Below are 26529 nucleotides of genomic sequence, written 5' to 3'. Positions count from 1 at the left end.
TCAGGGGAGGTTCGGGCGGACCGAGTCGCGGACGACGATGTGCGTGCCCAGCAGGACGTGCTCGGCGGCGCCCGTCCTGCCGCGCTCGCGTTCGAGTGCCAGCCGTACGGCGGTGCGGCCCAGTTCCTCGTGCGGTACGTGCACGGTGGTCAGGTCGATGTCGGCGGCGGGCGGCAGGTCGTCGAAACCGACCATGGACACGTCTTCGGGAATGCGCAGGCCCCGCTCCCTGAGCGCCTGGCGGGCACCCGCGGCGATCAGGTCGTTCCCGGCGAAGATGGCGGTGAAGTCGCGCGGTCCCGCGTCGAGCCGTTCGCGCACCATGCGGTAGCCCTCGTGGCGCTCCATCGTGCCGGCCACCTCCAGCGCCGGATCGTGGGGCACGCGGTAGGCGGCCAGCGCCGCCCGGTAGCCGGCGATGCGGCTCTCCGGCGTGCTGTAGCCGTCCCGTCGCCCGAGGAACAGGATGCGCTGGTGGCCCGCCGAGAGCAGGTGGCTGGTGACGGCGTACGCGCCACCGGCGTTGTCGTATTCGACCACGATGGCCGGTACGTCGGGCCCCAGCGGGGGGCGCCCGCACAGGACGAGCTGCGAGCCCGCGAGGGCCAGCGCGCGGGCGTACTCGCCCATTCGCTCGCGGTAGGCGTCGTCGGCCACCACGTTGCCGACCAGGATCACCGCGTCGGCGTGTTCCTCGCGCATGAGCCGGATCGTCGCCAGCTCCCGCTCCGGATCGCCTCCGGTGGTGCCGACGAGGCACAACCGGCCTTCGAGGGCGGCCTGGGTCTGCACACCCTGGGCGACGGCGGCGTAGTGGGGGGAGATGACCGAGTTGACGATGATGGCGACGCTGCTGGTGCTCGACCCGGCCAGCCCCCGAGCGTGGGCGTTGGCCACGTAGTCGAGCTCGCGGACCGCCCGCATGACCTTGCCGCGCGTGGCGGGAGCGCTGGGATAGGTGCCGGACAGGATTCTGGACACCGTGGCGACGGATACGCCGGCGTGTTTCGCCACGTCACGGATCGTCGACGGTCGCGGCCCGCCGTCGTCGGACGCCGTCCGCCGGGCCATGCGACCTCCCAATGTTAAAACGGTTACTCTCGCTGGGCTATTTTAGCCGGAAAACCCCAGCTAAAATGCCGTAGTATCCGCTTTATGTCGTCGTTGCGCCTCCCACCCGCCGATGCCGAGCTGTCCGCCTACACCGGCTGGACCCGGGCGCACTGGGAGGCCGTGGCGGATCACCTGCTGGCGTCCGTGGTGCCGTACGCCACCGACGACTTCGCCCAGTACCGCCTGCCGGGCAGGCAGAGCCGCTCGGGGCCGGTGAGCGACGGTCTGGAGGGGTACGCCCGCACGTTCATGCTGGCCGCGTTCCGGATCGCCGGGGCGGGTGGTCAGGTGCCGCCCGCGCTCCTGGAGCGGTACGCCCAGGGGCTGGTGGCGGGGACCGACCCGGCGCACCCGTACGCCTGGCCGGCGCTGACCGACATGTCCCAGCCGCTGGTGGAGGCGGCCTCGATCGCGCTGGCCCTGCACGAGACCCGGCCCTGGCTGTACGACCGGCTGTCCCCGGCCGAGCAGGAGCGGGTGGTGGCGTGGCTGGCGGGCTTCATCGGCAAACGGACCCCGGACAACAACTGGGTGCTGTTCCGGGTGGTCGTCGAGCAGTTCCTGGCCGAGGTGGGCGGGCCGTACGAGGCCGCCGAGATCACCAGCGGGCTGGAACGGATCGAGGAGTGGTACGTCGGCGACGGCTGGTACTCCGATGGCGCGGGCAAGAACTTCGACTACTACGCGGGCTGGGCCCTGCACCTCTACCCGGTGCTGTGGGCCAGGATGGCCGGGGACACCGCCCGCCTGGAGCGTTACGGCGAGCGGCTGCGGCTCTTCCTCGGCCAGTACCAGCACCTGTTCGCCGCCGACGGTGGGCCCGTGCACCAGGGGCGCTCGCTCACCTACCGGTTCGCCACGGCCGCGCCGCTCTGGCTGGGCGCGCTGGCCGGCTCCTCGCCGCTGCCGCCCGGCCGGACCCGGCGGATCGCCAGCGGCGTGCTGCGCCACTTCGCCGAGCGCGGCGTGCCGGACGAGCGCGGTCTGTTGACTTTGGGCTGGTACGACACGTTCTTGCCGGTCACGCAGAGCTACTCCGGGCCGGGCTCGCCCTATTGGGCCAGCAAGGCGTTCCTCGGGCTGCTGCTGCCGCCCGAGCATCCGGTCTGGACGGACGCCGAGGTCCCGGCGCCGATCGACCTCGCGGACCAGGCGGTGGCGCTGCGCCCGCCGGGATGGCTGCTGCACGCCACCCGCGAGGACGGCGTGGTCCGGCTGGTCAACCACGGCAGCGACCGGGACCGGATCCAGGACCCGTCGGGGCTGCCGGATCCGCACTACCTCAAACTCGCTTACACCAGCCACACCGGGCCGGACCTGGGCGAGGCGGCTGGTTTCGACGGGGAGCTCGTCGTCGTCGCGCCGGATGGAGCCGTCGCGCGGCGGCGGCGTATCGAGCCGCTCACGACGCAGGACCGGTTCGCCGCCTCCGCCTACTGCGACGACCTGCCGGCCGGGCCGGTCCGCGTGGTGACGGCCTCGGTGGTGGACGGGCCGGCCGAGGTGCGGATCCATCAGGTCACCGCGCCCGCCGGACACCGGATCAGGGACGGCGGGCACGCCCTCGCGGGCGAGACGCCGCTCAAGTGGCAAAGCGGCGGCGGGAGCGGCGACGTGAACGGTGAGAGCGGCGGCGGGAGCGGCTACGTGTGCGGATACATGAGCGGCGATGTGAGCGGCGTGGGCGGCGTCTGGGCGTCGGCGCGGCGGCCGGACGGCCTGGCAAGCGTGGTGCACGGGCTGCACGGTTACACGGGCGCGGGAGTGGCGACGGCGGAGGGCGCCAACGCCTTCGGGCGGCACTCGGCCACCCCGTACGTGATCGCCGACGCGCACCCGGGCGGGACCGCCGTGTACGTCAGCCTCGTCCTGCTCGCTGGCACGGACGAGGCGCTCCGGCCCCCGGTGGCGCGGGTCGAGGGCGACCAGGTCAGCCTGGAACTGCCGAGCGGCGACTCGGCGACGATCCGCCTCACCGGCACCCCGACCTGCGCACGGGTCGTCAACGGCGGCGACCGTCCCTGACGGGGCGGGCGGCCCTGGGGCCGCCGCGGAACCGTTCACCTACCCAAGGAGCCTTCTATGGCACGGCGACCCGTAGCGGTCTTCGCGATCGCGCCCTGGGCCTTCCACGACGTCTTCCCCGCCGACCTCGTCACCCGGTTGCGGCAGTCGGTGGACGTCGATCCGACGGTGACCTTCACCTCGTTCGACGGCGAGGAGGCGGCCCGCGCGCTGGCCACGGCGGAGATCCTGCTGACCGGCTGGGACTGCCCGCGGATCGACGCCGGAGTGCTGAAGGCGGCGCCGGGGCTGCGGGCCGTCGTCCACGCCGCCGGCACCGTAAAGGCGATCGTCGATCCCGTCGTGTTCGAGCGCGGGCTCGTCGTGTCGTCCGCGGCGGAGGCGAACGCCGTGCCCGTCGCCGAGTACACCATCGCCATGCTCGTCCTCGGCGCGAAACGGGTCTTCGGGAGGGCCGGACACTACGCGGCCGGCGCCGACCGGTCCACCTGGCAGCCGGGCGGCGGCACCGGGCTGCATCACTGCACCGTCGGCGTGATCGGGGCCTCCCGGGTCGGCCGTCACGTGCTGCGGCGGCTCCGCGACTTCGACGTGGACATCCTGCTGTCCGACCCCTATGTCTCCCCGGAGGAGGCGTCCCGGCTGGAGGTCGAGCTGGTGGACGTGGACGAACTGTGCCGGCGCAGCGACCTGGTCACCGTGCACGCCCCGGCCCTCGCCGAGACCCACCACCTGCTGGACGAACGGCGCCTCGCCCTCCTGCCCGACCAGGCCGTCGTGATCAACACCGCCCGCGGCTCGCTGATCGACACCGAGGCGCTCACCCGGGTGTGCGCGACCGGTCGCGTCTCGGCCGTGCTCGACGTGACCGATCCCGAGCCGCTGCCGCTGGAGCACCCACTCTTCCGGATGCCCAATGTGCTCGTCACCCCGCACCTGGCGGGCGCGCAGGGGCGTGAGTTGCGGCGGCTCGGTGAGTTCGCGGTCGGCGAGCTTGAACGTTTCCTGAGCGGGCGCCCGCTGCGCGGCCGGGTGGAAGTCGCGCAGCTCGGCTACCTCGCCTGACGGCTTGCCGAAAGCCTTTTCGCTCCGCAGTGCGGTGGAGTGGCAGGGGATAGGTCGCCGTACTGATTGACAGGTTCGGAAGATCGGTCTACGTTTCCGAAAACCTTTTATTCAGGTGATTCGACAGAAAGGATTGTTAGCGCTACCACAACCAAGCGCTAGGTTCGATCATTCCCCCCACGCGCTCGATCGGATCGGATCAATCAGGCATGAGAAGAATCATCACGGCCCTGCTGCTCATCGCCGGGTCACTCGCCTTAGGCGCTCCCGCGCAGGCCGCCCAGACCATCGGATACCCCACTTTCGCCGGCCCGTCGATCCCGGCCGCGCCCGGTACGTACACGACCGGCAACATGATGCAGGCCATCTACGACGCGGAGAGCTCGGGCACGGACTTCTGGATGGACCGGCTGCTCGCCCGCCCCGGCAACGACCCGGCGGGAACCTGGCTCATGTCACGGGGACGCGCCCTGTTCATGAAGACCCACACGCCGGGCACGCTCGGCTTCGCCGGCCAGGTGGCGTACTGGGAGAGCATCAGCAACAACAACGCCTACACCGTGGCCATCACGCCGGGCACCTTCACCGAGCAGGTGAACTCCCGCTGGCAGGCGCCCAGCTACTGGAAGAGCGTGCACACCAGCGGCTCCATCACGGTGAACCAGACGAAGTTCATCACGAACAACAACGTCGCCGTGACGAACCTGTCGATCACGAACGGCGGCTCCAGCTCGACCACGCTGCAACTGCGGGCGACCTCGCCGTACGCCACCTCCGGGTCCGGCAGCGAGCTGACCGGGCAGGTCAACGCCTACAACAACCTCACCACGCTCTATCCTCGGCTGACCGGTGACGGTTTCACCGTCTCCAGCGGCGGCCTGAACAGGTCCGTGACGATCGCGGCGGGCGCGACCGTGACCGCCAAGGTGGTCATGGGCTTCGTCACCAACGAGATTCCCGAGTCGCGGACCGAGTACGACGCGTACGCGGGCTACACCAACGCCACCGCCTTCGCCACCCACGTACGGGCCTACAACCTGTGGTGGGCGCAGAACGTGCCCTACATCGACGTGCCCGAGCCGGCCATCAAGAAGAACATCTACTACCGCTGGTGGCTGATGCGCTTCAACAACCTCGACGCCGACATCCCGGGGCAGACGTTCCAGTTCCCCACCTCGACCGAAGGCGTGCTGGGCTACAACAACGCCATCGCGCTCACCCAGCCCATGCACATCGACGACCTGAAATACCTGCGCAACCCGATCTACTCCTACGGCGACTGGCTGAGCGTCGGTCAGATCTCGAAGAACGGCCGCTTCCTCGACAACCCGGGCGATCCCGAGAACTGGTCCAACAGCTACACCCAGTACATCGCCGAGGCGGCGTGGAAGAGCTACCAGATCCATGGCGGCCAGCCGGCGATCGCCGCCAACCTGGCGCGCTACGCCGAGGGGGACGTCAAGGGCCAGCTCTCCTACTACGACCATGACAACAACAAGCTCATCGAGTACGACTGGGGCGCCCTGACCGGCAACGACGCCGACGCCGTCTCCTTCCACTGGAAGAGCGGCAACATGGACCGCGCGGAGTCGGCCTACCAGTACAGCGGCGCGCTGGCCGCGGCGCAGGCGTACGAGGCGATCGGCAACACCGCCAAGGCCACCGAGATGCGCACGCTCGCGACGCAGATCCAGAACGCCATCGTCAACGTGCTGTGGAACCCCAACCGGCAGCTGTTCGAGCACCGGCTGAAGTCCACCAACGAGTGGGTGCCGTGGAAGGAGATCAACAACTACTACCCGTTCGCCGTCGGCGCCATCCCCAACACCGCGACCTACAAGCAGGCCCTGCGCCTGTTCGACGATCCGGCGCAGTATCCGATCTTCCCCTTCTACACCGCCAACCAGGCCGACAAGGCGGCTTCGGGCACGGGTAGCAACAACTTCTCCACGATCAACTCCACCGTGCAGTTCCGCCTGCTCTCCTCTGTGCTGCGGAACTACTCCAACTCGTGGATCGACGCGACCTGGTACAAGAAGCTCCTGTACTGGAACGCCTGGGCGCAGTACATCAACGGCAACACCCAGTGGCCCGACGCCAACGAGTTCTGGGCCGACTGGAACGGCTCCTCGATCACCTACCGCTCCTGGATCCACCACAACATCCTGGGCAGCAGCAACTGGACCGTGATCGAGGACGTGGCGGGGCTGCGCCCGCGCAACGACGCGAAGGTGGAGCTCTCGCCGATCAACATCGGCTGGCCCAACTTCACCGTCAACAACCTGCGCTACCGCAACGCCGACCTGACCATCGTCTGGGACGACCCGTCGGACGGCGTGGTCCGCTACCCGGGCGTGCCCGAGGGCTACTCCATCTTCATCAACGGCAGCAGGGTCGCCACGGTCGGCTCGCTGGTGCCGTTCACCTGGGACCCGGCCACCGGTGACGTCACCACGAGCGGCACGGTCACCTACCACGTGTCCTCGCCGGGGCTGCAGGCTCCCGCGCAGGTGACGCAGTCCAGCGCCCGGATGGTGGACCTGCTGGCCAAGGCCGGGGTCGACCTGACCGCCGACCTGACCAACCTGGCTCAGGGGTCGAGCGTCTCGACCTCCTCCACCGCCTCGGGCAGCACGGCCGCGGGCGCGGTCGACGGCTTCCCGATCAACGAACCGTTCTGGGGCGGCACCGGCGCCTCCCAGGACTGGTACGAGGTGAACTTCGGGGCCGCCCGCACCCTCAACGAGGTGCGGCTCTACTTCAAGGACAGCCGCCCGGCCAGCGCCACCTACCGGGCTCCCGCCTCGTACGACATCCAGTACTACAACGGCAGCGCCTGGGTCAGCGTGCCGAGCCAGGCCAAGAGCCCGTCGGCGCCGCGGGCCAACTACAACGTGGTGCAGTTCCCGGCGATCAGCGCCCAGCGGGTACGGGTGCTGGCCACCAACGCCTCGGGGGCCAAGACCGGGCTCACCGAGATCAAGGTCTTCAACCGCGGCGGCACCCAGCAGCCGCCGAGCGGCAACCTGGCCGCCTCGGCGACCCCGTCGGCGTCGAACACCTCCTCCTGGGAGAGCGTCGCCGCCGTCAACGACGGCATCGACCCGCCCTCCTCCAACGACACCGTGAACCCGCGCTGGGGCTGCTGGCCGGAGACCGGGCAGCAGTGGGTGGACCTGAGCTGGTCCTCGGCCAAGACCCTGAACAAGGCCGAGGTCTACTTCTTCGACGACGACGAGGGCATCGACATGCCCGCGTCGTGGAAGCTCCAGTACTGGAACGGCACCGCCTACGTCGACATGCCCGGCGCCGGTTCGTACGGGCTGGCGAAGAACCAGTACAACACCGTCAATTTCACCGCGACGAGCACCACCCGCCTGCGGGTGCTGCTGACCGGTAACGGCACCAGCTCCGTCGGCCTCCTTGAGGTCAAGGCATACGGGCCGTGACGGCCGGGGGCGTGCCTCCAGGGGCACGCCCCCTTCACCGGGCTCGGCCGTGTGGCCGTTTCTTGCAAGACCGGAGCCCGGCGACGGGGTCATCATGAAAACATGAACGTTGATCTTTCCGCTGCCACCGCCTTCATGGCCACGCACGCACGGGTCCTGGACCGTCGCCGCTTCGAGGTCCTGATGGGCGAGGGCGATCCGGCCGGCGCGCTGGCCGCGCTGGACGGCTACCGCAACCCTGACGGCGGCTACGGCTGGGGCCTGGAGCCCGACCTGCGCTCGCCCGAGAGCCAGCCCGGTGCCGCGCTGCACGCCTTCGAGGTGTTCGAGGACACCGCCCCGGCCGCCACCACACGGGCGGCCGAGTTGTGCGACTGGCTGGCGTCGGCCTCGCTGCCCGATGGCGGCCTGTCGTTCGCGCTGCCCCGCGCCTCCGACGCCGGCAACGCGCCCTGGTGGGCCGGGGCCGACAGCACGGTGTCCTCGTTGCAGATCACCTCCGTCACCGCGGCCACCGCGCACCGCGTCGCCGCCCACCTGCCCGGCGTGGCCGCGCACCCCTGGCTGGAACGGGCCACCCGTTACTGCCTGGACACGATCGCCGCCCTCGACCAGCGGCCGCACGCGTACGTGCTGGCCTTCGCGCTGCGGTTCCTGGACGCGGTGCACGACACCCACCCGGAGGCCGCCGGGCTCCTCGCCGGACTGGGCACGTACATCCCGGCCAGCGGCCAGGTTCACGTCGAAGGCGGCACCGAGCACGAGATGCTCCGCCCGCTGGACTTCGCGCCGTTCCCGGACCGCCCGGTGCGGGCCCTGTTCGCCCCGGAGCTGATCGAGGCCGACCTCGACCGCCTGGCCGGGGCGCAGCAGGACGACGGCGGATGGACCGTCGACTACGCCCAGATCTCACCCGCGGGCGTCCTGGACTGGCGCGGCCACACGACCGTGGCCGCTCTCGGCATCCTGCGCCGCAACGCGCGGATCTGACGCCGTCAGGCGGATGATCCCCGGGACGGGGAAGAGCATGAGGTAGAGGTTCGGTATCCACCAGAGGAGTGAGAAGTCCCCGCGCAGGGTCCAGAACGCGATCGCCATCAGCCCGGACGCCATCGTCAGCACCAGCGAGACCAGCATCAGCGGCCAGCCGCTGGGCGAGCCCCGGCGCAGGAGGAACAGGCCGGTCAGGCGTCCGTGACCAGCATCAACGCCTTAGTGGTGCGCGGCACGATCGATCGCCGTACGGCCGTCGCCGCGGCCGGGTCGATGCCGTCGTCGGCGAGCCGTGCCTGCCAGGCGGCGAACCGCTCACGCAGTGGCGCCAGTCCGGCCCGCTTGGCGACGGCTTCCAGCGTGAGCGACTAGGCTGACCGCACCGATGGCGAGGCTCATGTTGTGCAATCTTGCGCTTAAATCCCGCCATTCGAGCAGCTCCGAGCTCTTGACAGAAGCGTTCGTGCTCGATTTACTCCGATGAACGCCGGTATCCAGCATCCGGCGCCAGAGGTACGCCTAGCCGGTAGATGGTCACCACCATGAGCCCGGACTAAGTCGCCAGGATCGCTGTCAGCGTCCGAGGCGGGGACGTACCCCCTATCGTCTGGAGTGCGACGATGAGCCCCACACGTAGATGTTTTAGTGCTGCGGCGGCGCTGACAGCCGCGGTGGCCGCGCTTGCCGCCACCCCGTCGACCGCCTCGGCGGCCGCGTTCGCCCCGCCGCCGACCCATGCCGGGTTCGACTACCAGATCGGCGGCGCCTACACGCCCCCGACCGGGGTCACCGTGGTCAGCAGGGACAGGTCCGCGGCTCCCGCGGCGGGGCTGTACAACATCTGCTACGTCAACGCCTTCCAGGTCCAGCCCGGCGAGGAGAAGGACTGGGACGCAGACCTGCTGCTGCGTGACGCCAACGGCAAGGTCGTCATCGACGAGGACTGGGGCGAGGCGCTGCTGGACCTGCGTACGGACGCCAAGCGCACGCGGGTCGCCGCGAAGGTGAACTCCTGGATCACCGGCTGCAAGACCAAGGGCTACCAGGCCATCGAGCCCGACAACTACGACAGCTACACCCGGTCGAAGAACCTGCTGACGGCCTCGAACGCCCAGGCGTACATCCGGCTGCTCAGCAGCCACGCCCACAGCCAGGGCCTGGCCATCGCGCAGAAGAACACCTCGGAGCTGGCCGGCTCGCGCACGGCGAACGGGCTCGACTTCGCGGTCGCGGAGGAGTGCGGCCAGTACAAGGAGTGCGGCGACTACACCGCGGCGTTCGGCAACAACGTGATCGTCATCGAGTACAACGCCACCGGTCTGTCGCGGGCGTGCTCCGGATGGGGTACCAAGCTGAGCATCGTCCGGCGTGACGTGGACGTCTCACCCAAGGGCAGCAGCGGATATGTCCGCAAGACCTGCTGACTGGTCTTCTGACCACGGTTTCTGGAGGTAAAGATGGAGCGCGTTGCCCCACTGCCCTCCCGCCGAGACGTCCTGCGCGGCGGGTACGCCCTGGCGCTCACGGCGGTGGCGGGAACGACGCTGGCCGGGTGCGCGAAAGGCGCCGGCGATGGTGTCGGCGCCGACGGGCGGGTCACGATCGAGCTCTGGCACGGTCAGACCGACACCGCCAAGGACGCCCTGGCGCGCCTGGTGGCCGACTTCGAGCGGGCGCATCCCGACATCCGGGTGGACATGGGCGGAGGAGTGCTGGCCGACGCGATGCTGCAGAAGATCACCGCGTCGCTCGCGTCAGGCTCCTACCCGGACATCGCCTATATCTTCGGATCGGACCTGGCCAACGTCGCGCTCAGCCCGCAGGTGGCGGATCTGACCAGCATGGTCGAGTCCGGTCCCACGCCGTGGAACGACTTCTGGGCGCCGGCGCGGGCCGCCGTCACGATCGACGGCCAGGTCCGCGCGGCTCCGGCGGTGCTCGACTCGCTCGCCGTGGTCTGCAACAAGAAGGTGTTCCGCGACGCGGGGGTGCCCCTGCCCCAGGCGGGCTGGAAATGGCCGGAGTTCATCGAGACGGCCAAGAAGCTGACCGACGCCGGCAGCGGCCGGTTCGGCACGGGCTGGCCGGGCGCGGCGGACGAGGACACGGTCTGGCGGATGTGGCCGCTGATCTGGGACCTGGGCGGCGACGTGGTCGCCAAGGACGGGCGCGGCATCGGGTTCGCCGACACGGGCACGCAGGCGTTGCAGGTGGTGGAGGCACTCGCGAAGGACGCGAGTGTCTACATCGATCCCAAGCCCGGCAGTGAGCAGATGTACCAGGTGTTCCTGGGCGGCCGGATGGGGATGGTCGTCACGGGTCCGTGGCAGCTGCCCGACATCCTGAGCGCCAAGATCGACTATGAGGTGGTGCCGCTGCCCAGCTTCAGCGGGCGGCCGATGACGATCTCGGGTCCTGACACCTGGACCATGTTCGACAACGGCGAGGCGCGCGTGCGGGCGGCCCGCACCTTCCTGACCTGGCTCATGCAGCCCGCCCAGGACGTGCGCTGGGACGTGGAGGCGGGCAGCATGCCGCTGAGCCGCCCCACCCAGCAACTACCCGCCTGGAAGAAGCAGGAGGCGGACACTCCGGGCCTGCCGGTGTTCGTCAAGTCGCTGGAGACGGCCCGGGTCCGCCCCACGCACCCCGCCTACCCGCAGATATCCCAGGCGCTCGGGCAGGCCGTCGTCGCCGTCCTGCTCGGCAAGAGCACCCCCGCCGAAGCGCTGCGCGAGTGTGCCGACGCGGCCAACGCCGCCCTGCTCATACCGCGCTGAGGAGCGTCGCATGTCGCCTGTGCCCACACCCATCACCATTTCCGGTCACGAGCTGCGGCAGCGGGCCCGGCGCCAGGCCCGGCGCCGGGAGTCCGCGACCGCCTGGTCGTTCATCTCCCCGGCCGTCCTGATCATCCTCGGGCTCAGCATCGTGCCCACGGTCTGGTCGTTCCTGCTGTCCTTCCAGGCCGACAACCTGATCACGCCCAGCCGCTGGGTGGGACTGGACAACTACTACGCGCTGACCAAGGACCCGCACTTCGGTGAGGCCGTCCGCAACACGCTGGTCTACACGGCGCTGTACGTCCCGCTCAGCATCGTGCTGGGACTGGGGCTCGCGCTGGTGCTGAACCGGCGGATCAGGCTGGTCGGCCTGTACCGCACGCTGTTCGTCGTGCCGTTCGTCATCTCGGCCACCGCCCAGGGGACGCTGTTCTCCTTCATCCTCGACCCGCAGTTCGGGGCGGCCAACGCGGTGCTGCACTGGTTCGGCATCTCGCCCCAGAAATTCTTCACCGACCCGGCTCAGGCCCTGCTCGTGCTGGTGGCCATCAGTCTGTGGAGCGGACTCGGGTTCTGCGTGGTGGTGTATCTCGCGGCCCTCCAGGACGTGCCGCAGCCGCTGATCGAGGCGGCGCGGCTGGACGGCGCCGGGCGATGGCACCTGCTGCGCCACGTCACCCTGCCCACGCTCACGCCGGTCAGCGTGTTCCTGGTGCTGTGGCAGACCATCAACGCCCTGCAGGTCTTCGACCTGGTGTACGTGACGACCAAGGGCGGACCGCTCGGCGCCACCACGGTGATCGTCTACTTCATCTGGGAGCAGGCGTTCAAGAACTTCACGGCCGGTTACGGAGCCGCTGCCGCCTATGTCCTCGCCGTGGCCCTGTTCGTGATCGCCGCCGGGTTGCGCGTGGTCCGGGGCCGCGAGCGCAAGACCCTCGAAGGAGCCACCCGATGACGGCGACCGCCACCACCCAGCATCGGGCCGCGCACGCGGGCGTGAGCCGGAAGAGCCGCGTGCGGCTGCCGTTCAGCGCCTGGCACCTGCTGCTGGCGCCGCTCGCGCTGATCTTCGCGATCCCCCTGATCTGGCTGGTGCTCAGCTCTGTGATGAGCAACGCGGAGATCAACCGGTTCCCGCCCGCGCTGTGGCCCTCGGGGATCAACCTGGGCGGATTCCGGTACGTGCTCAACAACGCCCTGTTCCCGCGCTGGTTCCTCAACTCGCTGATCGTCTCCGGTGTCGCGGTCGTGTCCAACCTGGTGTTCGGCTCGCTCGGCGGCTACGCGTTCGCCCGCATGCGCTTCTTCGGCTCCCGCACCCTGCTGGTGCTGATGCTGGCTACGATGGCGATCCCGTTCCAGCTGACGATGATCCCGACGTTCCTGGTCATGAAGAGCCTCGGGCTCATCGACTCGCTGGGCGCGTTGATCGTGCCGTCACTGGTCACGCCGTTCGCCGTGTTCCTGCTGCGGCAATTCTTCCTCTCGCTGCCCAGGGAGCTGGAGGAGGCCGCCTGGATGGACGGGTGCACGAGACTGCGGGTGCTGTTCCGCATCGTGCTGCCGCTGTCGCGGCCCGCGCTGAGCACTGTGGCGATCCTGACGTTCCTCACCACCTGGAACGATCTGACCTGGCCACTGATCGCCATCAACCACGACACCCAGTACACCCTGCAGCTGGGGCTGGCCAACTTCCAGGGCCGGCACCACACCCAGTGGGCGGCGGTCATGGCCGGGAACCTCATCACGGTGCTGCCGGTGCTGCTCGCCTTCATCGGCGCGCAGAAGTCGTTCATCCGGTCCATCACCTCCAGCGGCCTCAAGGGCTGAAACCCCCTCGATCTACAGGAAACCGATGTTCGACCTGCTCGTTGCCGGGGACGCCAACCCGGATGTCATCCTCGGCCCGCTGGACGCTCCGCTCGCCTTCGAGCAGCGCGAACAGCTCGTCGGCGGCGGTGCGCTCACCCTCGGCGGCTCCGCGGCGATCATGGCCTGCGGAGCCGCGCGCCTGGGCCTGCGCGTCGCGTTCGCCGGGCGCGTCGGCGACGACGACGCCGGCCGCTACGTCCGCGCGGCCCTGAACTCCCGCGGGGTCGACACCGAGGCGCTCCGCGTGGACCCGGAGCTGTCCACCCCGCTCACCGTCGTGCTGACCCGCGACGGCGACCGCGCGATCCTGACCGCTCCCGGCACCCTCGCCGCCACCGGTGGCGACGACGTCCCCGAGTCACTGCTCGCCGCCACCAGGCACGTGCACTTCGCCTCCTACTTCCTGATGCCGGGACTCGCCAAGGCGCTGCCCGGCCTGCTGCGCACCGCGCGGGCCCACGGCGCCACGACCTCGCTCGACACCAACGACGACCCCGCCGGACTGTGGGATCCGGCCGGGCTGACCGCAGTACTCGCGGAGCTCGACATCCTGTTGCCCAACGCGCACGAGGCGCGCCACCTCGCGGGTCACGCCGCGGGCTCCCTGGAAGCGGTCGCCGCCGCGCTCGCCGCGCGCGGGCCGCTGGTGGCCGTCAAGAACGGCGCGGATGGCGCCCTCTGCCACGACGGGGACACGCTCGTCACCACCGGCGGCATCACCGTGGACGCCGTGGACGCCGTGGGCGCGGGCGACAGCTTCGACGCCGGCTTCGTCGCCGCGATTCTGAACGGCCTGCTCCCCGACCGCGCCCTGGAGTTCGCCGCCGTCTGCGGCGCCCTGTCCACCCGCGCCCCCGGCGGCACCACGGCCCAGCCCACCTGGGATGAGGCCGTCGCACACGTCACCAGCAAGGAAAACCAGCCGACATGAGCACTCCGAAGATCGCATTCATCGGCGCGGGAAGCGTCGTCTTCACCCAGGGCCTCCTCGCGGACCTCTTCGCGTTCCCCGAGCTGAAGGACGCCCACATCGCCCTGCACGACATCGACGCCGAACGCCTGAGCACCGCGGAGGCCGCCGCCCGGCACATCGCCGCCGAACGGGGCGCCCGCCCGCGGATCACCGCGCACGCCGACCGGCGGGAGGCCCTGACCGGCGCGGACTTCGTCATCAACATCGTCCAGGTCGGCATGGGCGAGGCGACCCGCACCGACTTCGAGATCCCCGCCCGGTACGGCCTGCGCCAGACGATCGGCGACACCCTCGGCGTCGGCGGTATCTTCCGCGCCCTGCGCACGTTCCCGCTGCTGAAGGCACTGGGCGAGGACATCGCCGCCGTCTGTCCCGACGCGTGGCTGCTCAACTACACCAACCCGATGGCGATGAACGTCCAGTACCTCACCGAGGCCACCGGGCTGACCCGCGTGGTGGGACTGTGCCACTCGGTCTACTGGACGATGCGTGACCTGTCCGACCTGGTGGGCGTGCCGTTCGAGGAGGTGACCTACCGGGCCGCGGGCGTCAACCACCAGGCGTGGGTGCTGCGGTTCGAGCACGACGGCGCCGACCTGTACCCCCGCCTCGACGCGCTGATCGCGGGTGACGAGCAGTTGCGCCGCCGCGTCCGCGTCGACATGTACCGGCGACTGGGCTACTACCCGACCGAGACCAGCGAGCACTCCTCCGAGTACGTGCCCTGGTACCTGGGCCACGACAGCGAGATCGAGCGGCTGCGCCTGCCCATCGGCGCCTACCTGGACATCGTCGAGGAGAACGTGGCCACGTACGAGAAGACCCGCGACGCCCTGGCCACCGGAGCCCCGCTGCCGGTCGAGGGGACCATGGAGTACGCCCCGCAGATCATCCACAGCATCACCACGGGCACGCCCCGCACCATCTATGGGAACGTTCCCAACCATGGCCTGATCGAGAACCTCCCCTCCCGCGGCGTGGTCGAGGTGCCCTGCCTGGTCGACGCGATGGGCGTGCAGCCCACCCGCGTCGGCGAGCTGCCCCCGCAACTGGCCGCGCTCAACCGCGCCTACCTCAGCATGAACGACCTGGTCGTACGGGCCGCGCTGGAGGACGATCCCCGCCACATCCGGCACGCCGCCATGATGGACCCGGCGACCGCCGGGGCTCTGCCCGTCGAGCGGATCTGGCGGCTGTGCGACGACATGGTCGCGGCCCACGCCGACCGCCTGCAGCCCGGCCTCCGTGCGAACCTGGGGTAAAGGCGCCGGGAAGGATGGGCCGTATGGCCAAGAAGCTGAGCCGCAAGCTGTACGAGAAGGAGCTCTTCCGCCTGCAGGGAGAGCTGGTGAAGCTGCAGGAGTGGGTGCGGACCGAGGGCCGGCGGGTGGTGGTGATCTTCGAAGGCCGCGACGCCGCCGGGAAGGGCAGCACGATCAAACGAGTGTCGGAATACCTCAACCCGCGCGTGGCCAGGATCGTCGCGCTGCCGGCGCCCACCGAGCGGGAACGCAGCCAGTGGTACTTCCAGCGCTACATCGAGCATCTGCCGGCCGCCGGACAGATCGTGTTCTTCGATCGGAGCTGGTACAACCGGGCCGGGGTCGAGCGGGTGATGGGCTTCTGCACGCAGGAGGAGTACACGCGGTTCCTCCACCAGTGCCCGATCTTCGAGCGGCTGCTGGTGGAGGACGGGATCCTGCTGCGCAAATACTGGTTCTCGGTGAGCGACGACGAGCAGGAGCGGCGTTTCCGCGCCCGGCTCGGGGACCCGATGCGGCAGTGGAAGCTGTCGGAGATGGACCTGGAGTCGATCACGCGGTGGGAGGAGTACTCCCGGGCCAAGGACCAGATGCTGATTCACACCCACATCCCCGAGGCGCCCTGGTATGACGTGGAGAGCGAGGACAAGCGGCGGGCCAGGATCAACATGATCTCCCACCTGCTGTCGAGCATCCCCTACCAGGAGGTCCGGCGGACTCGGCTGAAGATCCCGGCCCGGCCACCCGGGACCGGATACCGCCGGCCGCCCAGGTTGGAGACGCACGTGCCCGACGCGGCGGCGAAGCTCGCGGGGCACTGATCCCGCAGGCGGGACGACCGCCTCTAGACAGGTGTGACCTTAGGCCCTGACCGCCGCCTCCAGCCGGTGATGAGCTGGTCTCTGGAGGTGGAGTCATGAGCACTCGAACGGCAACGCGGGCGCAGGCCATCGAATCGGCATTGGAGGCCGCCCGCTGGGCACCGTCCGTGCACAATACCCAGCCCTGGTCCTTCGCCGTCTCCGGCGAGGAGATCAGCCTGCGGGCCGACGCCGACAGGAAACTGCGCGTCAGCGACACGGAGGGCAGGCAACTGCTGATCAGCTGCGGCGCGGCGCTGTTCACCATGCGTACGGCTCTGTCCTGCGAGGGGTACCAGCCCGTGGTCCGGGTCCTGCCCGATCCCGACCGCCCGTCGCTGCTGGCCACGGTGCGACTCGGCGCGACCATCGAGGCCGACGAGCACACCCGGCTGCTCAGGGGCGAGATCGAGCGGCGCCGTACGCACCGCGCGGGCTTCACCAACCTGCCCGTCCCCGAGCAGGTGGTCGAGCGGCTGGTCAAAGAGGCGTCGATGGAGCAGGCCAGGCTCACGCCGGTCAGGTCCCCGGACGCCGTGCGGGTCGTCGCCGCGCTCACCCAGGCGGCACAGGGCGTACAGGCCCAGGACCGGCTGTTCAGCCTGGAGGTGATCCGCTGGGCCCGCCCGCCGGGCAGCAGGCGCACCGACGGCGTGCCCGCCGAGGGCTACCCGCGCGAGGCGGTACGGACCGACCCGGACTTCCCGCAGCGCGACTACTCCTGGCGGCACGACTGGGGCAGCCAGGGCGACCAGGGCGCGTCGAGCACGGCCGGCGTCGTGGCCCTGCTCACCACGCCCGGTGACACCCGGGAGGAGTGGATCGCCACCGGCCAGGCGCTGCAGCGTGTCCTGCTGCACGCCTCCGCCCACGGCGTCAGCGCCGCCTTCCACACCCAGGCGCTGGAGATGCCCCACCTGCGGGAGTTCCTGCGCGAGTCGCTCTGCTCCGGCGAGCAGCCCCAGATGATCATGCGACTCGGGATCACCTTCGACCAGACCGCCGCGGTCCGCCGGCCCCTGTACGAAGTGGCCGACTGATCGACCGGGGATGTGTGTCCCGCTGCTGGGGTGGGAAACTGCCCTTATGACGGACATGGGGTCGCACCCGCTGATGCCGGGTAGTCGCCTGGACGAGCTGCTGGCGGAGCTGCAGGTCCGGCTGAACGCCGTGCTGGCCACCCGCGACCGGGTGCACGCGCTGCTGGAGGCCGTCGTGTCCGTCGGCAGCGACCTGGATCTGGAGACGGTGCTGCGCCGGATCGTGGAGACCGCGACCAAGTTGGTGGACGCGAGCTACGGCGCGCTGGGCGTGGTCGGGCAGGAGAATACGCTCATCCAGTTCATCCCGGTCGGGCTGAGCGAGGAAGAGATCGCCCGCATCGAGCATTGGCCACACGGGCTGGGCCTGCTCGGGCTGCTGATCAAGGACGCCCGGCCGCTGCGGCTGGTGCGGATCGCCGACCATCCCGAGTCCTACGGGTTCCCGCCGGGGCATCCGCCGATGGGCAGTTTCCTGGGTGTCCCGATCCGGGTGCGTGATGTGGTCTTCGGCAACCTCTACCTGACCGAGAAGCGCGGCGGGGCGGAGTTCGACGAGGAGGACGAGGCCATCGTCATCGCGCTGGCCGCCGCGGCCGGCGTCGCCGTGGAGAACGCCCGCCTGTATGAGGAGACCCGGCGGCGCGAGACCTGGCTCCAGGCCTCCTCAGAGGTCACCACCAGCCTGCTGTCCGGCGCGGACCCGGGTGAGGTGCTCACCATGATGGCCCAGCGGGCCAGGGCGATGACCGGAGCCGACCTGGTCAAGGTGCTGCTGCCGCTCGACGGCGTCCTGACGGCGGAGATCGTGGACGGCGAGCTGGCCGACGAGGTGGCCGGCATCACCTTCGACCTCGGCACCAGCGCGGCCGGCCAGGTGTTCACCCATGGAGAGCCGCTCAGCCAGGACGACCTGCTGGACGCCGACTCGCCGCTGCGCCGCCTCGGCTTCGGCCCTGAGCTGCTGCTGCCGCTGGGCGCGGGCCGGGCCATACGCGGCGTGCTGGCCCTGGCCAAGCGCTCGGGGCGGATGCCGTTCATCGCGGCCGACCTGCGGATGCTGCAGTCGTTCGCCGGCCAGGCCGCGATCGCGCTGGAACTGGCCGAGGCCCGCAAGGACGCCGAACGCCTCAACCTGCTGGAAGACCGTGACCGGATCGCCAAGGACCTGCACGACGTGGTCATCCAGCGGCTGTTCGCCACCGCGATGACGCTGATGAGCACGGTCAAGCTGGTGGAACGCCCGGAGGCGGCCGGCCGCGTCCAGCACGCCATCGACGAGCTCGACGAGACCATCCGCCAGATCCGCTCGACCATCTTCGCGCTGCAGAGCCCGCGCGAGAGCACCGACCCGAGCCTGCGCGCGCAGATCGTCGGCCTGGTCGAGGCCGCCCGCGGTCATCTGGGGTTCATGCCGGGGCTGCGGATGGAGGGCCCGCTCGACAACCAGGTTCCGGACGCGGTGGCCGAGCACCTGCTCGCCGTGCTGCGCGAGGCGCTGTCCAACGTGGTACGTCACGCCAAGGCGTCCAAGGCCGACGTGGCGGTGGAGGTCACGGAAGGCCGGCTCACGCTCATCGTTCAGGACAACGGCATCGGCCTGCCCGCCGACGGCCGGCGCAGCGGGCTGCGCAATCTCGAAGACCGCGCCACCTGTCTGGGCGGGGCCCTGGAGATCACCTCTCCGGATCCGGGCGGAGCCCGGCTGTGCTGGCGGGTGCCTCTGTGATCCGGCGCCCCGAGACCTGCTCCGCGCGCACCACGATGTAGTGGTCCCTGCTCCCCGGCGCCCAGGGCTGGAGCGGCAGCGCCGCCAGGCGCGCCAGCTCGGCGGGATCGCGTACGGCCCGCGCGTGTCCCACGGTCGTCACCGACCACCCCGTGCGCATCTCCGGATCGAACTCGTCGGCCTCGAACGCCACCACGGCCTGCCGGGTGGCGGCGGCCAGCTTCGAGCCGATCGCGGTGCGGATGACGATGCTCTCGCCATCGAGACAGAAGTTGACCGGCTGCACGGCGGGCAGCGCGCGGTCGGTGAAGACGATCCGCCCGATCGCGGCCGAGGCCAGCAGATGGAGGCACTCCGCACGGGAGAGCACCACCAGGCCGGACGAGTCCAATTGCATGCTGTTTAGGGTTCCTTATCGGATCTGCTCATGATTAGGGCCGAAAGTCCCATCATTTTCGGCGGACGGCCGGATGCGGCCAAGATCCCCAACGCGTCTTGAGCTTCCGATGCCGGTGATCGATCATCGGGAGCAGTATCGCTCCCTCGATCGGGAAGGGTCTTCATGATTCGCCGCGCACTGCTGGCCGTACTCCTCGTCCTCGGCTCCTTCGCCACCATCACGACCGTCACAAGTGCCCCCGCTTTCGCCCGGGCCTGCGCGCTCGGATACACCTGCGTCAGCACGTACTACACCGACGAAACCCGCACCACGGTGGCGGGAGTCAGGCGCGTGGGCTGTGAAGGGGAAACCCTTCCCGGCTGGGGCGTCAAAACCATATACCTCGACTTCCAAGAGACCCCCTGCTGATTGAGTCACCGCGGCGGGGTGGCTTCAGAAGGTGAAGCCGCCCGGCCGTCCGTTGCGGTCGGCGAGCAGGCCGGCCAGAGTGGCGATGGCGATCTCCGGTGGCGTGCGCGAGCCGATGTTGAGCCCGATCGGCCGGTGCACCCGGGCGATGTCCGCCTCCCGCGCGCCGAGCTCGGCCAGCGCCTGGAGATACGGCGCCGGATGGCGCGGGCTGCCCATCACCCCTATCCACCGGCACTTGTAGGCGAGCAGCTCGTGCAGCACGGCGGCGAGCTCCGGGCGGTGGTGGTCGGTGAGCACGATGTCGGCGGTGCCGTCCAGGTCCGCCGGGGGCGCGGAGACGACCTCGAACCCCACCGGGGCCGGGCTCCGATGCGGGTCGGGCTCGAAGAGGATCCCGCGGAATCCCAGGTCGGCGCCGTAGCGCAGCAGGTAGTCGGCGACAGGCGAGGCGAACACGGCGACGAGCGTGCGATCACCGCCACCGGCCGCCGCCTCGCCATGGGCGACGTCACAGAGCGCGTCCGCGTCATGCGAATGTGCGTCATGCGTATGGGCCATACCGGCAGTATTACCCGCGACGGGGCCTCAGGTGACGGGGACGATCTCCGACGACACCAGCCGGCCCTCTTCGATCACGAGCAGCCCGATCGTTCCGTGAGGTTGGCGGCGGCGGTCGGTGGGGGAGCCCGGGTTGAAGATCCGCAGCCCGTCCTCGTGATGGTCGAGCGGGATGTGCGAGTGACCGAACACCACGAGGTCGGCGTCCGGGAAACGCCGCCGCAGCCGGTCCCAGCGCCCCTTGGCCGGCCCGCTGTCATGGATCATCGCCACCCGGAGCCCCGCGAGCTCCAGCTCCAGCGTCTCGGGCGCGTCCACGTCCGGTCCGTCGTTGTTGCCCTTGACCGCGTGCACCGGTGCGTACGCCCCCAGCTCGGTGAGCACCGCACCGACGCAGACATCGCCCGCGTGCAGGATGACATCGGCTCCCCGCAGGTGGGCGGCCACCCGGTCCGGGCACGACTTCCAGTGCCGCGGGGCATGGGTGTCGGACAGCACCGCCGCTCTCACACCCGTGCCTCCCACCGCACCTCGCCGGACTGCCACTGGTCGGTGGGGTGCAGCCCGGCGGAGGCGGCGACGGCGGCCGAGGCGGCGTGATCGGGGTGGATGTGCGCGACGATCGTGTCGATCTCCTGCTCCGCGATCCATCCGACCAGCGCCTTGGCGGCCTCGCCGGCCAGGCCGCGGCCCTGCCAGGGAGTGCCGATCACCCAGGCGACCTCGGCGCTGCGTTCGTCGATCGTGGCCTGTACGTACCCCACCAGGCTGTCGTCCTCGCGCAGCCGGATCACCCAGTTGCGCCAGCCGGGCGGCCCGGCGACCAGGCGCTCGTAGCGAGCGCGCAGCTCGTACGCGGTCATGGGCGTACCGCCGATGAAGGTGTGCAGGGCGGGATCGGAGAGTGCGACGGCCATCTCGTCCGCGTGCTCGACCCGCAGGGGGAGCAGGACGAGCCGAGGGGCCTCGATGATGTCCACGTGGCCCACGATATCGAGGGTGTCGGCCGGTCCTACTTGGCGGCTCGCTGGGGAAGCAGCGCCTCGGCCAGCTCCCGCCATCGCGGCATGGCCGTCTGGCCGGGCTGGACGCCGAGAACCTGGATGCCGACGTGGTCGGCGCCGGCCTCGAGGTGGTCGTGCAGCTTGCCGACGATCGTGTCGAGGTCGCCCCAGAACACCAGGTCGTCGACGAGCCGGTCGCTGCCCCGGCCGCCGTCGATGTCCGCTTCGGTGTAGCCCAGGCGAAGGAACTTGGCGATGTTGTACTTCGTCGTGAAATACACGTGCAGATGCTCGCGGGCGATCTCCCGCGCCTTGCCCGGGTCGGTCTCGAAGAGCACCGCGTGCTCGACGCCGAGGAACGGGCCGTCGCCCAGCACCTCCCGCGCCTGCGCCGTGTGCCCCACCGTCACGTGGTAGGTATGAGCGCCTTCGGACCGGTCGCGGGCCAGTTCGAGCATCTTCGGTCCGTACGCGGCCAGCAGGCGGCGCATCGGCGCCCGTGGCAGGGGGTTGGCGCTCGTCGCCGCGTCCATCTCATCCAGGTACTCGCTCATCGCCTGAAGAGGCTTGGCCCCGGGCCGCCCGCCCCCGAAGCCGAGACCGAGCAGGTGGCGGTTCGGATAGGCGTCGGCCAGGAGCAGCGCCGCGCCCTGGGTCCATCGTGGCTCGCGGGACCAGATCCGCGCGATGCCGTTGATGACGTTGATGCGCTCGGTGCTGGACAGCAGGAACCCGGCGTGCGTCATCGCCTCGCGCCCGTCCCGCTCCGGGATCCAGAACGCCGGCCAGCCGAGCTCTTCGAGCTCCTGGATGGACTCTCGCATCATGCTCGCCGGCTGGTCCTCGAAGTCGAACGTCCAGACCCCGAAGCGCCCCACATCCATGCCGTCGATCGTGCCCATGGCTCCTCCTCGCCGAATCGGTACGAATCGAAGTATCGCAGAAAGTCGATATGACACCAAATGCGGAGCCCGTGCGGAGTCCGGGTAGCGAACGCTAAAGCGAGCGGCCGAGCACGTCGACGAGCCGGGCGATGCGCTCCTCGTCGCGCCGGTAGTGCGTCCACTTCCCCACGCGAGTGGCGCGGACCAGCCCGGCACGCTGCAGCGAGGCCATGTAGGCGGAGACGGTCGACTGCGCGAGCCCGGTCTTGGCCTGAATGTGGCTCACGCACACGCCGACCTCATGCTGGTCCGCGATCGCCTGGTCCGGCGGGAAATGGAGGTCGGGATCGCGCAGCCACTGGAGCACCTGGAGCCGCACGGGATTGGCGAGCGCCTTGAACACCTCAAGCAGCTGCGCGGAGGCGTCCGGTGAGGATGTGGTGTGTGTAGTCATGGGCGATCGAGACGAGTATAGGTTCATCCCGGCGTCTGCCAGGTCGGGGGCGGATGAAAGGATCGGAGCCTTGACGCCGGATGCCGCCGACGGCCCGGCGCGGAAAGGTACGTGAGATGGTTCCGAGGGTCGCGACCGCCAGCCGTGTCGAACTGCCCGAACTACTGGATTTCCTCCGTCCCAGGCATCACGGCCTGCTGTCGACCACCCGTGCCGACGGGCGGCCCCAGCTCTCGCCGGTCTCCTGCGGGGTCGACGAGGGCGGCCGGATCGTGGTGTCCACCTATCCCGACCGGGCCAAGACGCGCAACGCCCGCCGCGACGAGCGGGCGTCGATCTGCGTGCTGTCCGACGACTGGGACGGCCCGTACGTCCAGGTCGACGGGCGTGCCGAGGTGCTGGACATGCCCGAGGCGCTCGACGCGCTCGTGGAGTACTACCGGTGCATCTCGGGTGAGCATCCCGATTGGGATGAGTATCGCGCGGCCATGGCGCGACAGGGCAAGTCCCTCATCCGCCTGCACATCGACCGCTGGAGCCCGATCGCGACCGGCGGATTCCCCGCCCGGCTGGTGCAGTAGCGGCGCGCCCGATTTGCGGGTGGATGGCGTAAAAACCGCCTGACCTGGGGCTTGTTCTTCCCGGCGCTTGATGGCATCCTGGCCCGACTGAAGGTGACACGTGTAGACCTCAGTCAGAAGGAGCTAGGGGATGAAGTTCTACAGGGTGATAGTCGCGGCAACCCTGGCCGGCGCCCTGGCCGCCTGCGGGTCGGGCGGGTCAGGCGGGTCAGGTGGGTCTGGTGACGCGAGCCGGGCCGCCGACACGGCGGGACCGATCCAGTTCGTCGGCCCCGAGGATCCCAAGACCTTCGCCCCGGTCATCGCCGGATTCGAGGCCAAGAACCCGGGGCTCAAGGTGACCTACACCCAGGTCCCCTTCGACCAGCTCAACAGCGTGCTCCAGCAGCGCCTCGCGGCCAAGGACGACTCGATCGACGTCTACACGGTCGACCAGCCGCGCGTCGCCGCGCTCGCCACCCGCGGCTTCCTCACCGACCTGACCGACCTGACCGACAAGGTGAAGAGCGCCGCGCTCCCCGGCCAGTACGAGGTCAACGTCTTCAGGGACAAGCTGTGGGCGCTGCCCATCTGGACCTCCGACCAGTTCCTCTTCTACAACACCGAGCTGCTGGAGAAGGCGGGAGTCCAGCCGCCGTCGAGCGACCCGGCCAAGCGGTGGACATGGGAGCAGACGGTCGAGGCCGGCAAGAAGGCGCAGGAGAAGGCCGGCGCCCAGTGGGCGGTCATCCCCGAGCAGATCGAGCAGTTCTACCAGCTCCAGAGCCTGGCCGAGTCGCTCGGCGGCGGATCCGGGATCACCGGCCCCGAGATGCTGACGCCCGCCATCACCACCGACGGCTGGGTCAAGGCGATGACCTGGTACCACGGCCTGTTCGCGAACAAGCTGGCCCCGCGTGGCGTCGGCTCCTTCCAGACCTCGCCGCTGTTCAGCGAGGGCAAGGTGGCCTTCTTCGCCGGCGGCCCATGGGACGTGGGCACGTTCGCCGCGGCCAAGGGTCTGAAGTGGGGCGTCGCGCCGTACCCGTACTTCCAGGGCGGCAAGCCGGTGACCCCGACCGGCTCGTGGTCGTGGGGCGTCAACCCGGCCTCCAAGAAGCAGACGGCGGCGCGGAAGTTCATCGAGTACGCGGCGCTCGACCCCGAAGGCAACCTCCAGACCACGCAGAACACCACGATCATCCCGTCGAGCAAGGCGGCGTTCGAGAAGTACGTACCCCTGCTCGACGCGAAGGCGAAGGGCGTCGGCGAGATCATGACGTACGACGCCCAGCACACGGCGGTGGCGCGGCCCAGGTCGGTCGGCTACATCCAGTTCGAGGACATCATGACCAAGGCGTTCGCCGACATCCGCAACGGCGCCGACCCCAAGGCCCGGCTCGACCAGGCGACCCAGGAGATCACCACCGCCTGGAAGCAGCTTCGATGAAGGTCGCGCTGGCCTTCCTGGCGCCCGCGCTGGCGGCCCTGCTGGCGCTCCGGCTGATCCCCGCGGCCATCGCCGTCGGCAGCAGCCTGCGGCACACCAGCCTGGTCACCGGCGAGACGTCCTTCGTCGGGCTCGGCAATTACGCGACGCTGTTCGAGGACCCGACGTTCCTGCAGAGCGTCAAGGTCACGCTGGTGTTCAGCCTGATCGTGAACCCGCTGCAGATCGCGGTGGCGCTGGCGCTGGCGGTCCTGTACACCCAGAAGTTCGCCGGGGTGCGCTTCCTGCGCTCCCTGGTGATCCTGCCGATCGCGGTGCCGCCCGCGGTGTCGGCCGCCATCTGGAGCGTGGCCTACCGGCCCGACGGGATGCTCAACGCCGTGCTGCACGTGCTCGGCATTCCGCAGCAGCCGTTCCTGACCTCGCCGCAGCAGGCGCTGTGGTGCCTGATCGTGCTGCTGTCGTGGATCGGGGTCGGCTACTGGATGATGTTCCTGATCGCCGGCATGCAGGACATCCCGCGCGAGCTCTATGAGGCGGCGGGCATCGACGGCGCCTCCTCCTGGGCCAGGTTCTGGCACGTGACGCTGCCGCTGCTGCGCAGGCCGCTGGCGTTCGTGCTGGTAGCCGACACGGTGTCCAACTTCCTGGTCTTCGCCCCGGTCCAGATGCTGACCAACGGCGGCCCGCAGGGGTCCACGAACGTCACCATGTTCGACATCTTCACCCGCGCCTACAGCGTCGGCGACCTCAACCTGGCCCAGGCCGAGGTCATGCTGCTGGTGCTGGTCGTGCTCGCGGTGGTCATCGTCCAGTTCCGCCTGCTGCGCGCCAAGGACTGAGCATGCTCAGAAGGACACTCGCCGCGCTCGTCGGCCTCGCTTTCGCGCTGCCCCTGCTGTGGGCGCTCAGCAGCTCGCTGCGCGGCACGGGCAACCTCGGCAACTCGCTGATCCCCACTGACCCGACACTCGCCAACTACCTGGCGCTGCTCACCGGCGGCTTCGGCCGGGCCATCGCCAACTCGCTGCTCGTCGCGCTGGCCACGGTCCTGATCGGCCTGGCCATCTCCGCGGCGGCGGCGTTCGGGCTGTCGGCCATCAGGTTCAAGGGCCAGGCCGTGCTCTTCGGGCTGGTCGTGCTGAGCTTCCTCATCCCGTTCGACGCGATCGCGATCCCGCTGGCCACGCTGTTCCGCGACTGGAACCTGCAGAACACCTACGCCGGCCTCATCCTGCCCGGTCTCGGCCACGGCCTGGCCATCTTCCTGCTGCGCCAGTTCTTCCTGGCCATCCCGGCCGAGCTGGTGGAGGCGGCGCGGATCGACGGGCTGGGCTGGTTCGGGGTGTTCGCCAGGCTCTACCTGCCGTTGTCGCGTCCCGCCCTCGTCAGCGCGGGCCTGACGCTGTTCATCTTCCAGTGGCAGGCCTACGTCTGGCCGCTGCTCATCGGCACCGACACCGCCCATCAACTCGGCCCGATCGCCCTGGCCAACATGCGCGGGCAGTTCACCATCGACTACGGGCAGCTGTTCGCCGGCTCGGTCGTGCTGACCGTGATCCCGCTGGCCATCATCCTGCGCTTCCAGCGCCAGTTCACCCAGTCCATCGCGACGACCGGGCTCAAATAGCTCTCCTGGAG

General features: G+C 69.8%; 27 protein-coding genes. 18 read left to right on the top strand and 9 right to left on the bottom strand.

Features of this window, described 5'->3' with window-relative positions; translation table 11 throughout:
- Nucleotides 1-1071: a LacI family DNA-binding transcriptional regulator gene (locus ACGFNP_RS37720; RefSeq protein ID WP_393326985.1), complete on the bottom strand. Its 1071-nt coding sequence runs from the start codon at nucleotides 1069-1071 to the stop codon at nucleotides 1-3.
- Nucleotides 1072-1155: 84 nt separating this feature from the next.
- On the opposite strand from ACGFNP_RS37720, the gene ACGFNP_RS37715 reads away from it, so the two are divergent.
- The 4 genes from ACGFNP_RS37715 (at nucleotide 1156) to ACGFNP_RS37700 (ending at nucleotide 8642) form a co-directional block, all read left to right on the top strand.
- Nucleotides 1156-3138 carry a DUF2264 domain-containing protein gene (locus tag ACGFNP_RS37715; RefSeq protein ID WP_393326982.1) on the top strand — a complete coding sequence of 661 codons (1983 nt, stop codon included), beginning with the start codon at nucleotides 1156-1158 and terminating at the stop codon, nucleotides 3136-3138.
- Between the two features lie 57 nt (nucleotides 3139-3195).
- Nucleotides 3196-4203: a hydroxyacid dehydrogenase gene (locus tag ACGFNP_RS37710; RefSeq protein ID WP_393326979.1), complete on the top strand. Its 1008-nt coding sequence runs from the start codon at nucleotides 3196-3198 to the stop codon at nucleotides 4201-4203.
- Nucleotides 4204-4412: 209 nt separating this feature from the next.
- Nucleotides 4413-7652, top strand: a complete 3240-nt coding sequence (locus ACGFNP_RS37705; protein ID WP_393326975.1) for a hypothetical protein — start codon at nucleotides 4413-4415, stop codon at nucleotides 7650-7652.
- Between the two features lie 102 nt (nucleotides 7653-7754).
- A complete protein-coding gene (locus ACGFNP_RS37700) occupies nucleotides 7755-8642 on the top strand; it encodes a hypothetical protein (RefSeq protein ID WP_393326972.1) in 888 nt (295 codons plus the stop codon).
- Here ACGFNP_RS37700 and ACGFNP_RS37695 read toward each other — a convergent pair.
- Nucleotides 8562-8831 carry a DUF5360 family protein gene (locus ACGFNP_RS37695; protein WP_393327509.1) on the bottom strand — a complete coding sequence of 90 codons (270 nt, stop codon included), beginning with the start codon at nucleotides 8829-8831 and terminating at the stop codon, nucleotides 8562-8564. The two genes, ACGFNP_RS37700 and ACGFNP_RS37695, sit on opposite strands and share 81 nt — an antisense overlap.
- 5 nt (nucleotides 8832-8836) lie before the next feature.
- Entirely contained in the window at nucleotides 8837-9004 is a 168-nt protein-coding gene (locus ACGFNP_RS37690) for a hypothetical protein (protein ID WP_393327506.1), read from the bottom strand.
- Nucleotides 9005-9316: 312 nt separating this feature from the next.
- On the opposite strand from ACGFNP_RS37690, the gene ACGFNP_RS37685 reads away from it, so the two are divergent.
- From ACGFNP_RS37685 to ACGFNP_RS37645, 9 genes are all read left to right on the top strand, one after another.
- Nucleotides 9317-10069: an endo alpha-1,4 polygalactosaminidase gene (locus tag ACGFNP_RS37685; RefSeq protein WP_393326969.1), complete on the top strand. Its 753-nt coding sequence runs from the start codon at nucleotides 9317-9319 to the stop codon at nucleotides 10067-10069.
- Between the two features lie 33 nt (nucleotides 10070-10102).
- On the top strand, nucleotides 10103-11425 hold the full coding sequence (locus tag ACGFNP_RS37680) for an extracellular solute-binding protein (protein WP_393326966.1): 1323 nt from the start codon (nucleotides 10103-10105) through the stop codon (nucleotides 11423-11425).
- 10 nt (nucleotides 11426-11435) lie between these two features.
- Nucleotides 11436-12386, top strand: a complete 951-nt coding sequence (locus ACGFNP_RS37675) for a sugar ABC transporter permease (protein ID WP_358317787.1) — start codon at nucleotides 11436-11438, stop codon at nucleotides 12384-12386.
- Nucleotides 12383-13261, top strand: coding sequence for a carbohydrate ABC transporter permease (locus tag ACGFNP_RS37670; RefSeq protein WP_393326963.1), 879 nt, complete (start codon nucleotides 12383-12385; stop codon nucleotides 13259-13261). The genes ACGFNP_RS37675 and ACGFNP_RS37670 overlap by 4 nt, the downstream gene beginning before the upstream one ends.
- 25 nt (nucleotides 13262-13286) lie before the next feature.
- Nucleotides 13287-14234, top strand: coding sequence for a carbohydrate kinase family protein (locus ACGFNP_RS37665; protein WP_393326960.1), 948 nt, complete (start codon nucleotides 13287-13289; stop codon nucleotides 14232-14234).
- Nucleotides 14231-15538, top strand: a complete 1308-nt coding sequence (locus tag ACGFNP_RS37660; RefSeq protein ID WP_358317790.1) for an alpha-glucosidase/alpha-galactosidase — start codon at nucleotides 14231-14233, stop codon at nucleotides 15536-15538. The genes ACGFNP_RS37665 and ACGFNP_RS37660 overlap by 4 nt, the downstream gene beginning before the upstream one ends.
- A gap of 23 nt (nucleotides 15539-15561) precedes the next feature.
- Entirely contained in the window at nucleotides 15562-16359 is a 798-nt protein-coding gene (gene ppk2, locus ACGFNP_RS37655; RefSeq protein WP_393326957.1) for a polyphosphate kinase 2, read from the top strand.
- A gap of 95 nt (nucleotides 16360-16454) precedes the next feature.
- Nucleotides 16455-17438: an Acg family FMN-binding oxidoreductase gene (locus ACGFNP_RS37650; protein ID WP_393326954.1), complete on the top strand. Its 984-nt coding sequence runs from the start codon at nucleotides 16455-16457 to the stop codon at nucleotides 17436-17438.
- Between the two features lie 46 nt (nucleotides 17439-17484).
- Complete coding sequence (locus ACGFNP_RS37645; RefSeq protein WP_393326951.1) at nucleotides 17485-19167, top strand: GAF domain-containing protein; 1683 nt, start codon at nucleotides 17485-17487, stop codon at nucleotides 19165-19167.
- Here ACGFNP_RS37645 and ACGFNP_RS37640 read toward each other — a convergent pair.
- Nucleotides 19115-19564 carry a pyridoxamine 5'-phosphate oxidase family protein gene (locus ACGFNP_RS37640; protein ID WP_358317794.1) on the bottom strand — a complete coding sequence of 150 codons (450 nt, stop codon included), beginning with the start codon at nucleotides 19562-19564 and terminating at the stop codon, nucleotides 19115-19117. The genes ACGFNP_RS37645 and ACGFNP_RS37640 overlap by 53 nt on opposite strands.
- A gap of 165 nt (nucleotides 19565-19729) precedes the next feature.
- Here ACGFNP_RS37640 and ACGFNP_RS37635 point away from each other — a divergent pair, with 165 nt between their 5' ends.
- Entirely contained in the window at nucleotides 19730-19975 is a 246-nt protein-coding gene (locus tag ACGFNP_RS37635) for a DUF6289 family protein (RefSeq protein WP_393326948.1), read from the top strand.
- A gap of 24 nt (nucleotides 19976-19999) precedes the next feature.
- On the opposite strand, the gene ACGFNP_RS37630 is transcribed toward ACGFNP_RS37635, so the two are convergent.
- The 5 genes from ACGFNP_RS37630 to ACGFNP_RS37610 all read right to left on the bottom strand — a co-directional run bounded on the left by ACGFNP_RS37630 (nucleotide 20000) and on the right by ACGFNP_RS37610 (nucleotide 22878).
- A complete protein-coding gene (locus ACGFNP_RS37630) occupies nucleotides 20000-20536 on the bottom strand; it encodes an XdhC family protein (protein ID WP_393326945.1) in 537 nt (178 codons plus the stop codon).
- Nucleotides 20537-20563: 27 nt separating this feature from the next.
- Nucleotides 20564-21046: a metallophosphoesterase family protein gene (locus tag ACGFNP_RS37625; RefSeq protein ID WP_393326942.1), complete on the bottom strand. Its 483-nt coding sequence runs from the start codon at nucleotides 21044-21046 to the stop codon at nucleotides 20564-20566.
- The gene (locus ACGFNP_RS37620) at nucleotides 21043-21516 is read right to left on the bottom strand and encodes a GNAT family N-acetyltransferase (protein ID WP_358317798.1); all 474 of its coding nucleotides are present in this window, start codon (nucleotides 21514-21516) and stop codon (nucleotides 21043-21045) included. Before ACGFNP_RS37620 ends, ACGFNP_RS37625 begins: the two co-directional genes overlap by 4 nt.
- A 32-nt stretch (nucleotides 21517-21548) precedes the next feature.
- A complete protein-coding gene (locus ACGFNP_RS37615) occupies nucleotides 21549-22442 on the bottom strand; it encodes a TIGR03620 family F420-dependent LLM class oxidoreductase (protein WP_358317799.1) in 894 nt (297 codons plus the stop codon).
- Between the two features lie 94 nt (nucleotides 22443-22536).
- Entirely contained in the window at nucleotides 22537-22878 is a 342-nt protein-coding gene (locus ACGFNP_RS37610; RefSeq protein ID WP_358317800.1) for a helix-turn-helix transcriptional regulator, read from the bottom strand.
- Between the two features lie 116 nt (nucleotides 22879-22994).
- On the opposite strand from ACGFNP_RS37610, the gene ACGFNP_RS37605 reads away from it, so the two are divergent.
- The 4 genes from ACGFNP_RS37605 (at nucleotide 22995) to ACGFNP_RS37590 (ending at nucleotide 26518) form a co-directional block, all read left to right on the top strand.
- Nucleotides 22995-23459 carry a PPOX class F420-dependent oxidoreductase gene (locus ACGFNP_RS37605; RefSeq protein ID WP_393326938.1) on the top strand — a complete coding sequence of 155 codons (465 nt, stop codon included), beginning with the start codon at nucleotides 22995-22997 and terminating at the stop codon, nucleotides 23457-23459.
- A gap of 130 nt (nucleotides 23460-23589) precedes the next feature.
- Nucleotides 23590-24888 (top strand): sugar ABC transporter substrate-binding protein, encoded by a 1299-nt coding sequence (locus tag ACGFNP_RS37600; RefSeq protein WP_358317802.1) that lies wholly within the window; start codon nucleotides 23590-23592, stop codon nucleotides 24886-24888.
- Nucleotides 24885-25730, top strand: coding sequence for a carbohydrate ABC transporter permease (locus ACGFNP_RS37595; RefSeq protein WP_393326936.1), 846 nt, complete (start codon nucleotides 24885-24887; stop codon nucleotides 25728-25730). Before ACGFNP_RS37600 ends, ACGFNP_RS37595 begins: the two co-directional genes overlap by 4 nt.
- A 2-nt stretch (nucleotides 25731-25732) precedes the next feature.
- Complete coding sequence (locus ACGFNP_RS37590; RefSeq protein ID WP_393326933.1) at nucleotides 25733-26518, top strand: carbohydrate ABC transporter permease; 786 nt, start codon at nucleotides 25733-25735, stop codon at nucleotides 26516-26518.
- Nucleotides 26519-26529 lie beyond the last annotated feature (11 nt).

This window comes from Nonomuraea sp. NPDC049269 (assembly GCF_043197155.1).
GTDB lineage: Bacteria > Actinomycetota > Actinomycetes > Streptosporangiales > Streptosporangiaceae > Nonomuraea.
Note: the sequence above shows the minus strand (reverse complement) of the source record. Positions and strands in the feature narration are given on the sequence as shown.

What these genes read in the sequence shown, in the direction of transcription:
- ACGFNP_RS37720 (WP_393326985.1), bottom strand. Translation starts at nt 1,071, where the DNA reads ATGGCCCGGCGGACGGCGTCCGACGACGGCGGGCCGCGACCGTCGACG.
- ACGFNP_RS37715 (WP_393326982.1), top strand. Translation starts at nt 1,156, where the DNA reads ATGTCGTCGTTGCGCCTCCCACCCGCCGATGCCGAGCTGTCCGCCTAC.
- ACGFNP_RS37710 (WP_393326979.1), top strand. Translation starts at nt 3,196, where the DNA reads ATGGCACGGCGACCCGTAGCGGTCTTCGCGATCGCGCCCTGGGCCTTC.
- ACGFNP_RS37705 (WP_393326975.1), top strand. Translation starts at nt 4,413, where the DNA reads ATGAGAAGAATCATCACGGCCCTGCTGCTCATCGCCGGGTCACTCGCC.
- ACGFNP_RS37700 (WP_393326972.1), top strand. Translation starts at nt 7,755, where the DNA reads ATGAACGTTGATCTTTCCGCTGCCACCGCCTTCATGGCCACGCACGCA.
- ACGFNP_RS37680 (WP_393326966.1), top strand. Translation starts at nt 10,103, where the DNA reads ATGGAGCGCGTTGCCCCACTGCCCTCCCGCCGAGACGTCCTGCGCGGC.
- ACGFNP_RS37675 (WP_358317787.1), top strand. Translation starts at nt 11,436, where the DNA reads ATGTCGCCTGTGCCCACACCCATCACCATTTCCGGTCACGAGCTGCGG.
- ACGFNP_RS37670 (WP_393326963.1), top strand. Translation starts at nt 12,383, where the DNA reads ATGACGGCGACCGCCACCACCCAGCATCGGGCCGCGCACGCGGGCGTG.
- ACGFNP_RS37665 (WP_393326960.1), top strand. Translation starts at nt 13,287, where the DNA reads ATGTTCGACCTGCTCGTTGCCGGGGACGCCAACCCGGATGTCATCCTC.
- ACGFNP_RS37660 (WP_358317790.1), top strand. Translation starts at nt 14,231, where the DNA reads ATGAGCACTCCGAAGATCGCATTCATCGGCGCGGGAAGCGTCGTCTTC.
- ppk2 (WP_393326957.1), top strand. Translation starts at nt 15,562, where the DNA reads ATGGCCAAGAAGCTGAGCCGCAAGCTGTACGAGAAGGAGCTCTTCCGC.
- ACGFNP_RS37650 (WP_393326954.1), top strand. Translation starts at nt 16,455, where the DNA reads ATGAGCACTCGAACGGCAACGCGGGCGCAGGCCATCGAATCGGCATTG.
- ACGFNP_RS37645 (WP_393326951.1), top strand. Translation starts at nt 17,485, where the DNA reads ATGACGGACATGGGGTCGCACCCGCTGATGCCGGGTAGTCGCCTGGAC.
- ACGFNP_RS37640 (WP_358317794.1), bottom strand. Translation starts at nt 19,564, where the DNA reads ATGCAATTGGACTCGTCCGGCCTGGTGGTGCTCTCCCGTGCGGAGTGC.
- ACGFNP_RS37635 (WP_393326948.1), top strand. Translation starts at nt 19,730, where the DNA reads ATGATTCGCCGCGCACTGCTGGCCGTACTCCTCGTCCTCGGCTCCTTC.
- ACGFNP_RS37630 (WP_393326945.1), bottom strand. Translation starts at nt 20,536, where the DNA reads ATGGCCCATACGCATGACGCACATTCGCATGACGCGGACGCGCTCTGT.
- ACGFNP_RS37615 (WP_358317799.1), bottom strand. Translation starts at nt 22,442, where the DNA reads ATGGGCACGATCGACGGCATGGATGTGGGGCGCTTCGGGGTCTGGACG.
- ACGFNP_RS37610 (WP_358317800.1), bottom strand. Translation starts at nt 22,878, where the DNA reads ATGACTACACACACCACATCCTCACCGGACGCCTCCGCGCAGCTGCTT.
- ACGFNP_RS37605 (WP_393326938.1), top strand. Translation starts at nt 22,995, where the DNA reads ATGGTTCCGAGGGTCGCGACCGCCAGCCGTGTCGAACTGCCCGAACTA.
- ACGFNP_RS37600 (WP_358317802.1), top strand. Translation starts at nt 23,590, where the DNA reads ATGAAGTTCTACAGGGTGATAGTCGCGGCAACCCTGGCCGGCGCCCTG.
- ACGFNP_RS37595 (WP_393326936.1), top strand. Translation starts at nt 24,885, where the DNA reads ATGAAGGTCGCGCTGGCCTTCCTGGCGCCCGCGCTGGCGGCCCTGCTG.
- ACGFNP_RS37590 (WP_393326933.1), top strand. Translation starts at nt 25,733, where the DNA reads ATGCTCAGAAGGACACTCGCCGCGCTCGTCGGCCTCGCTTTCGCGCTG.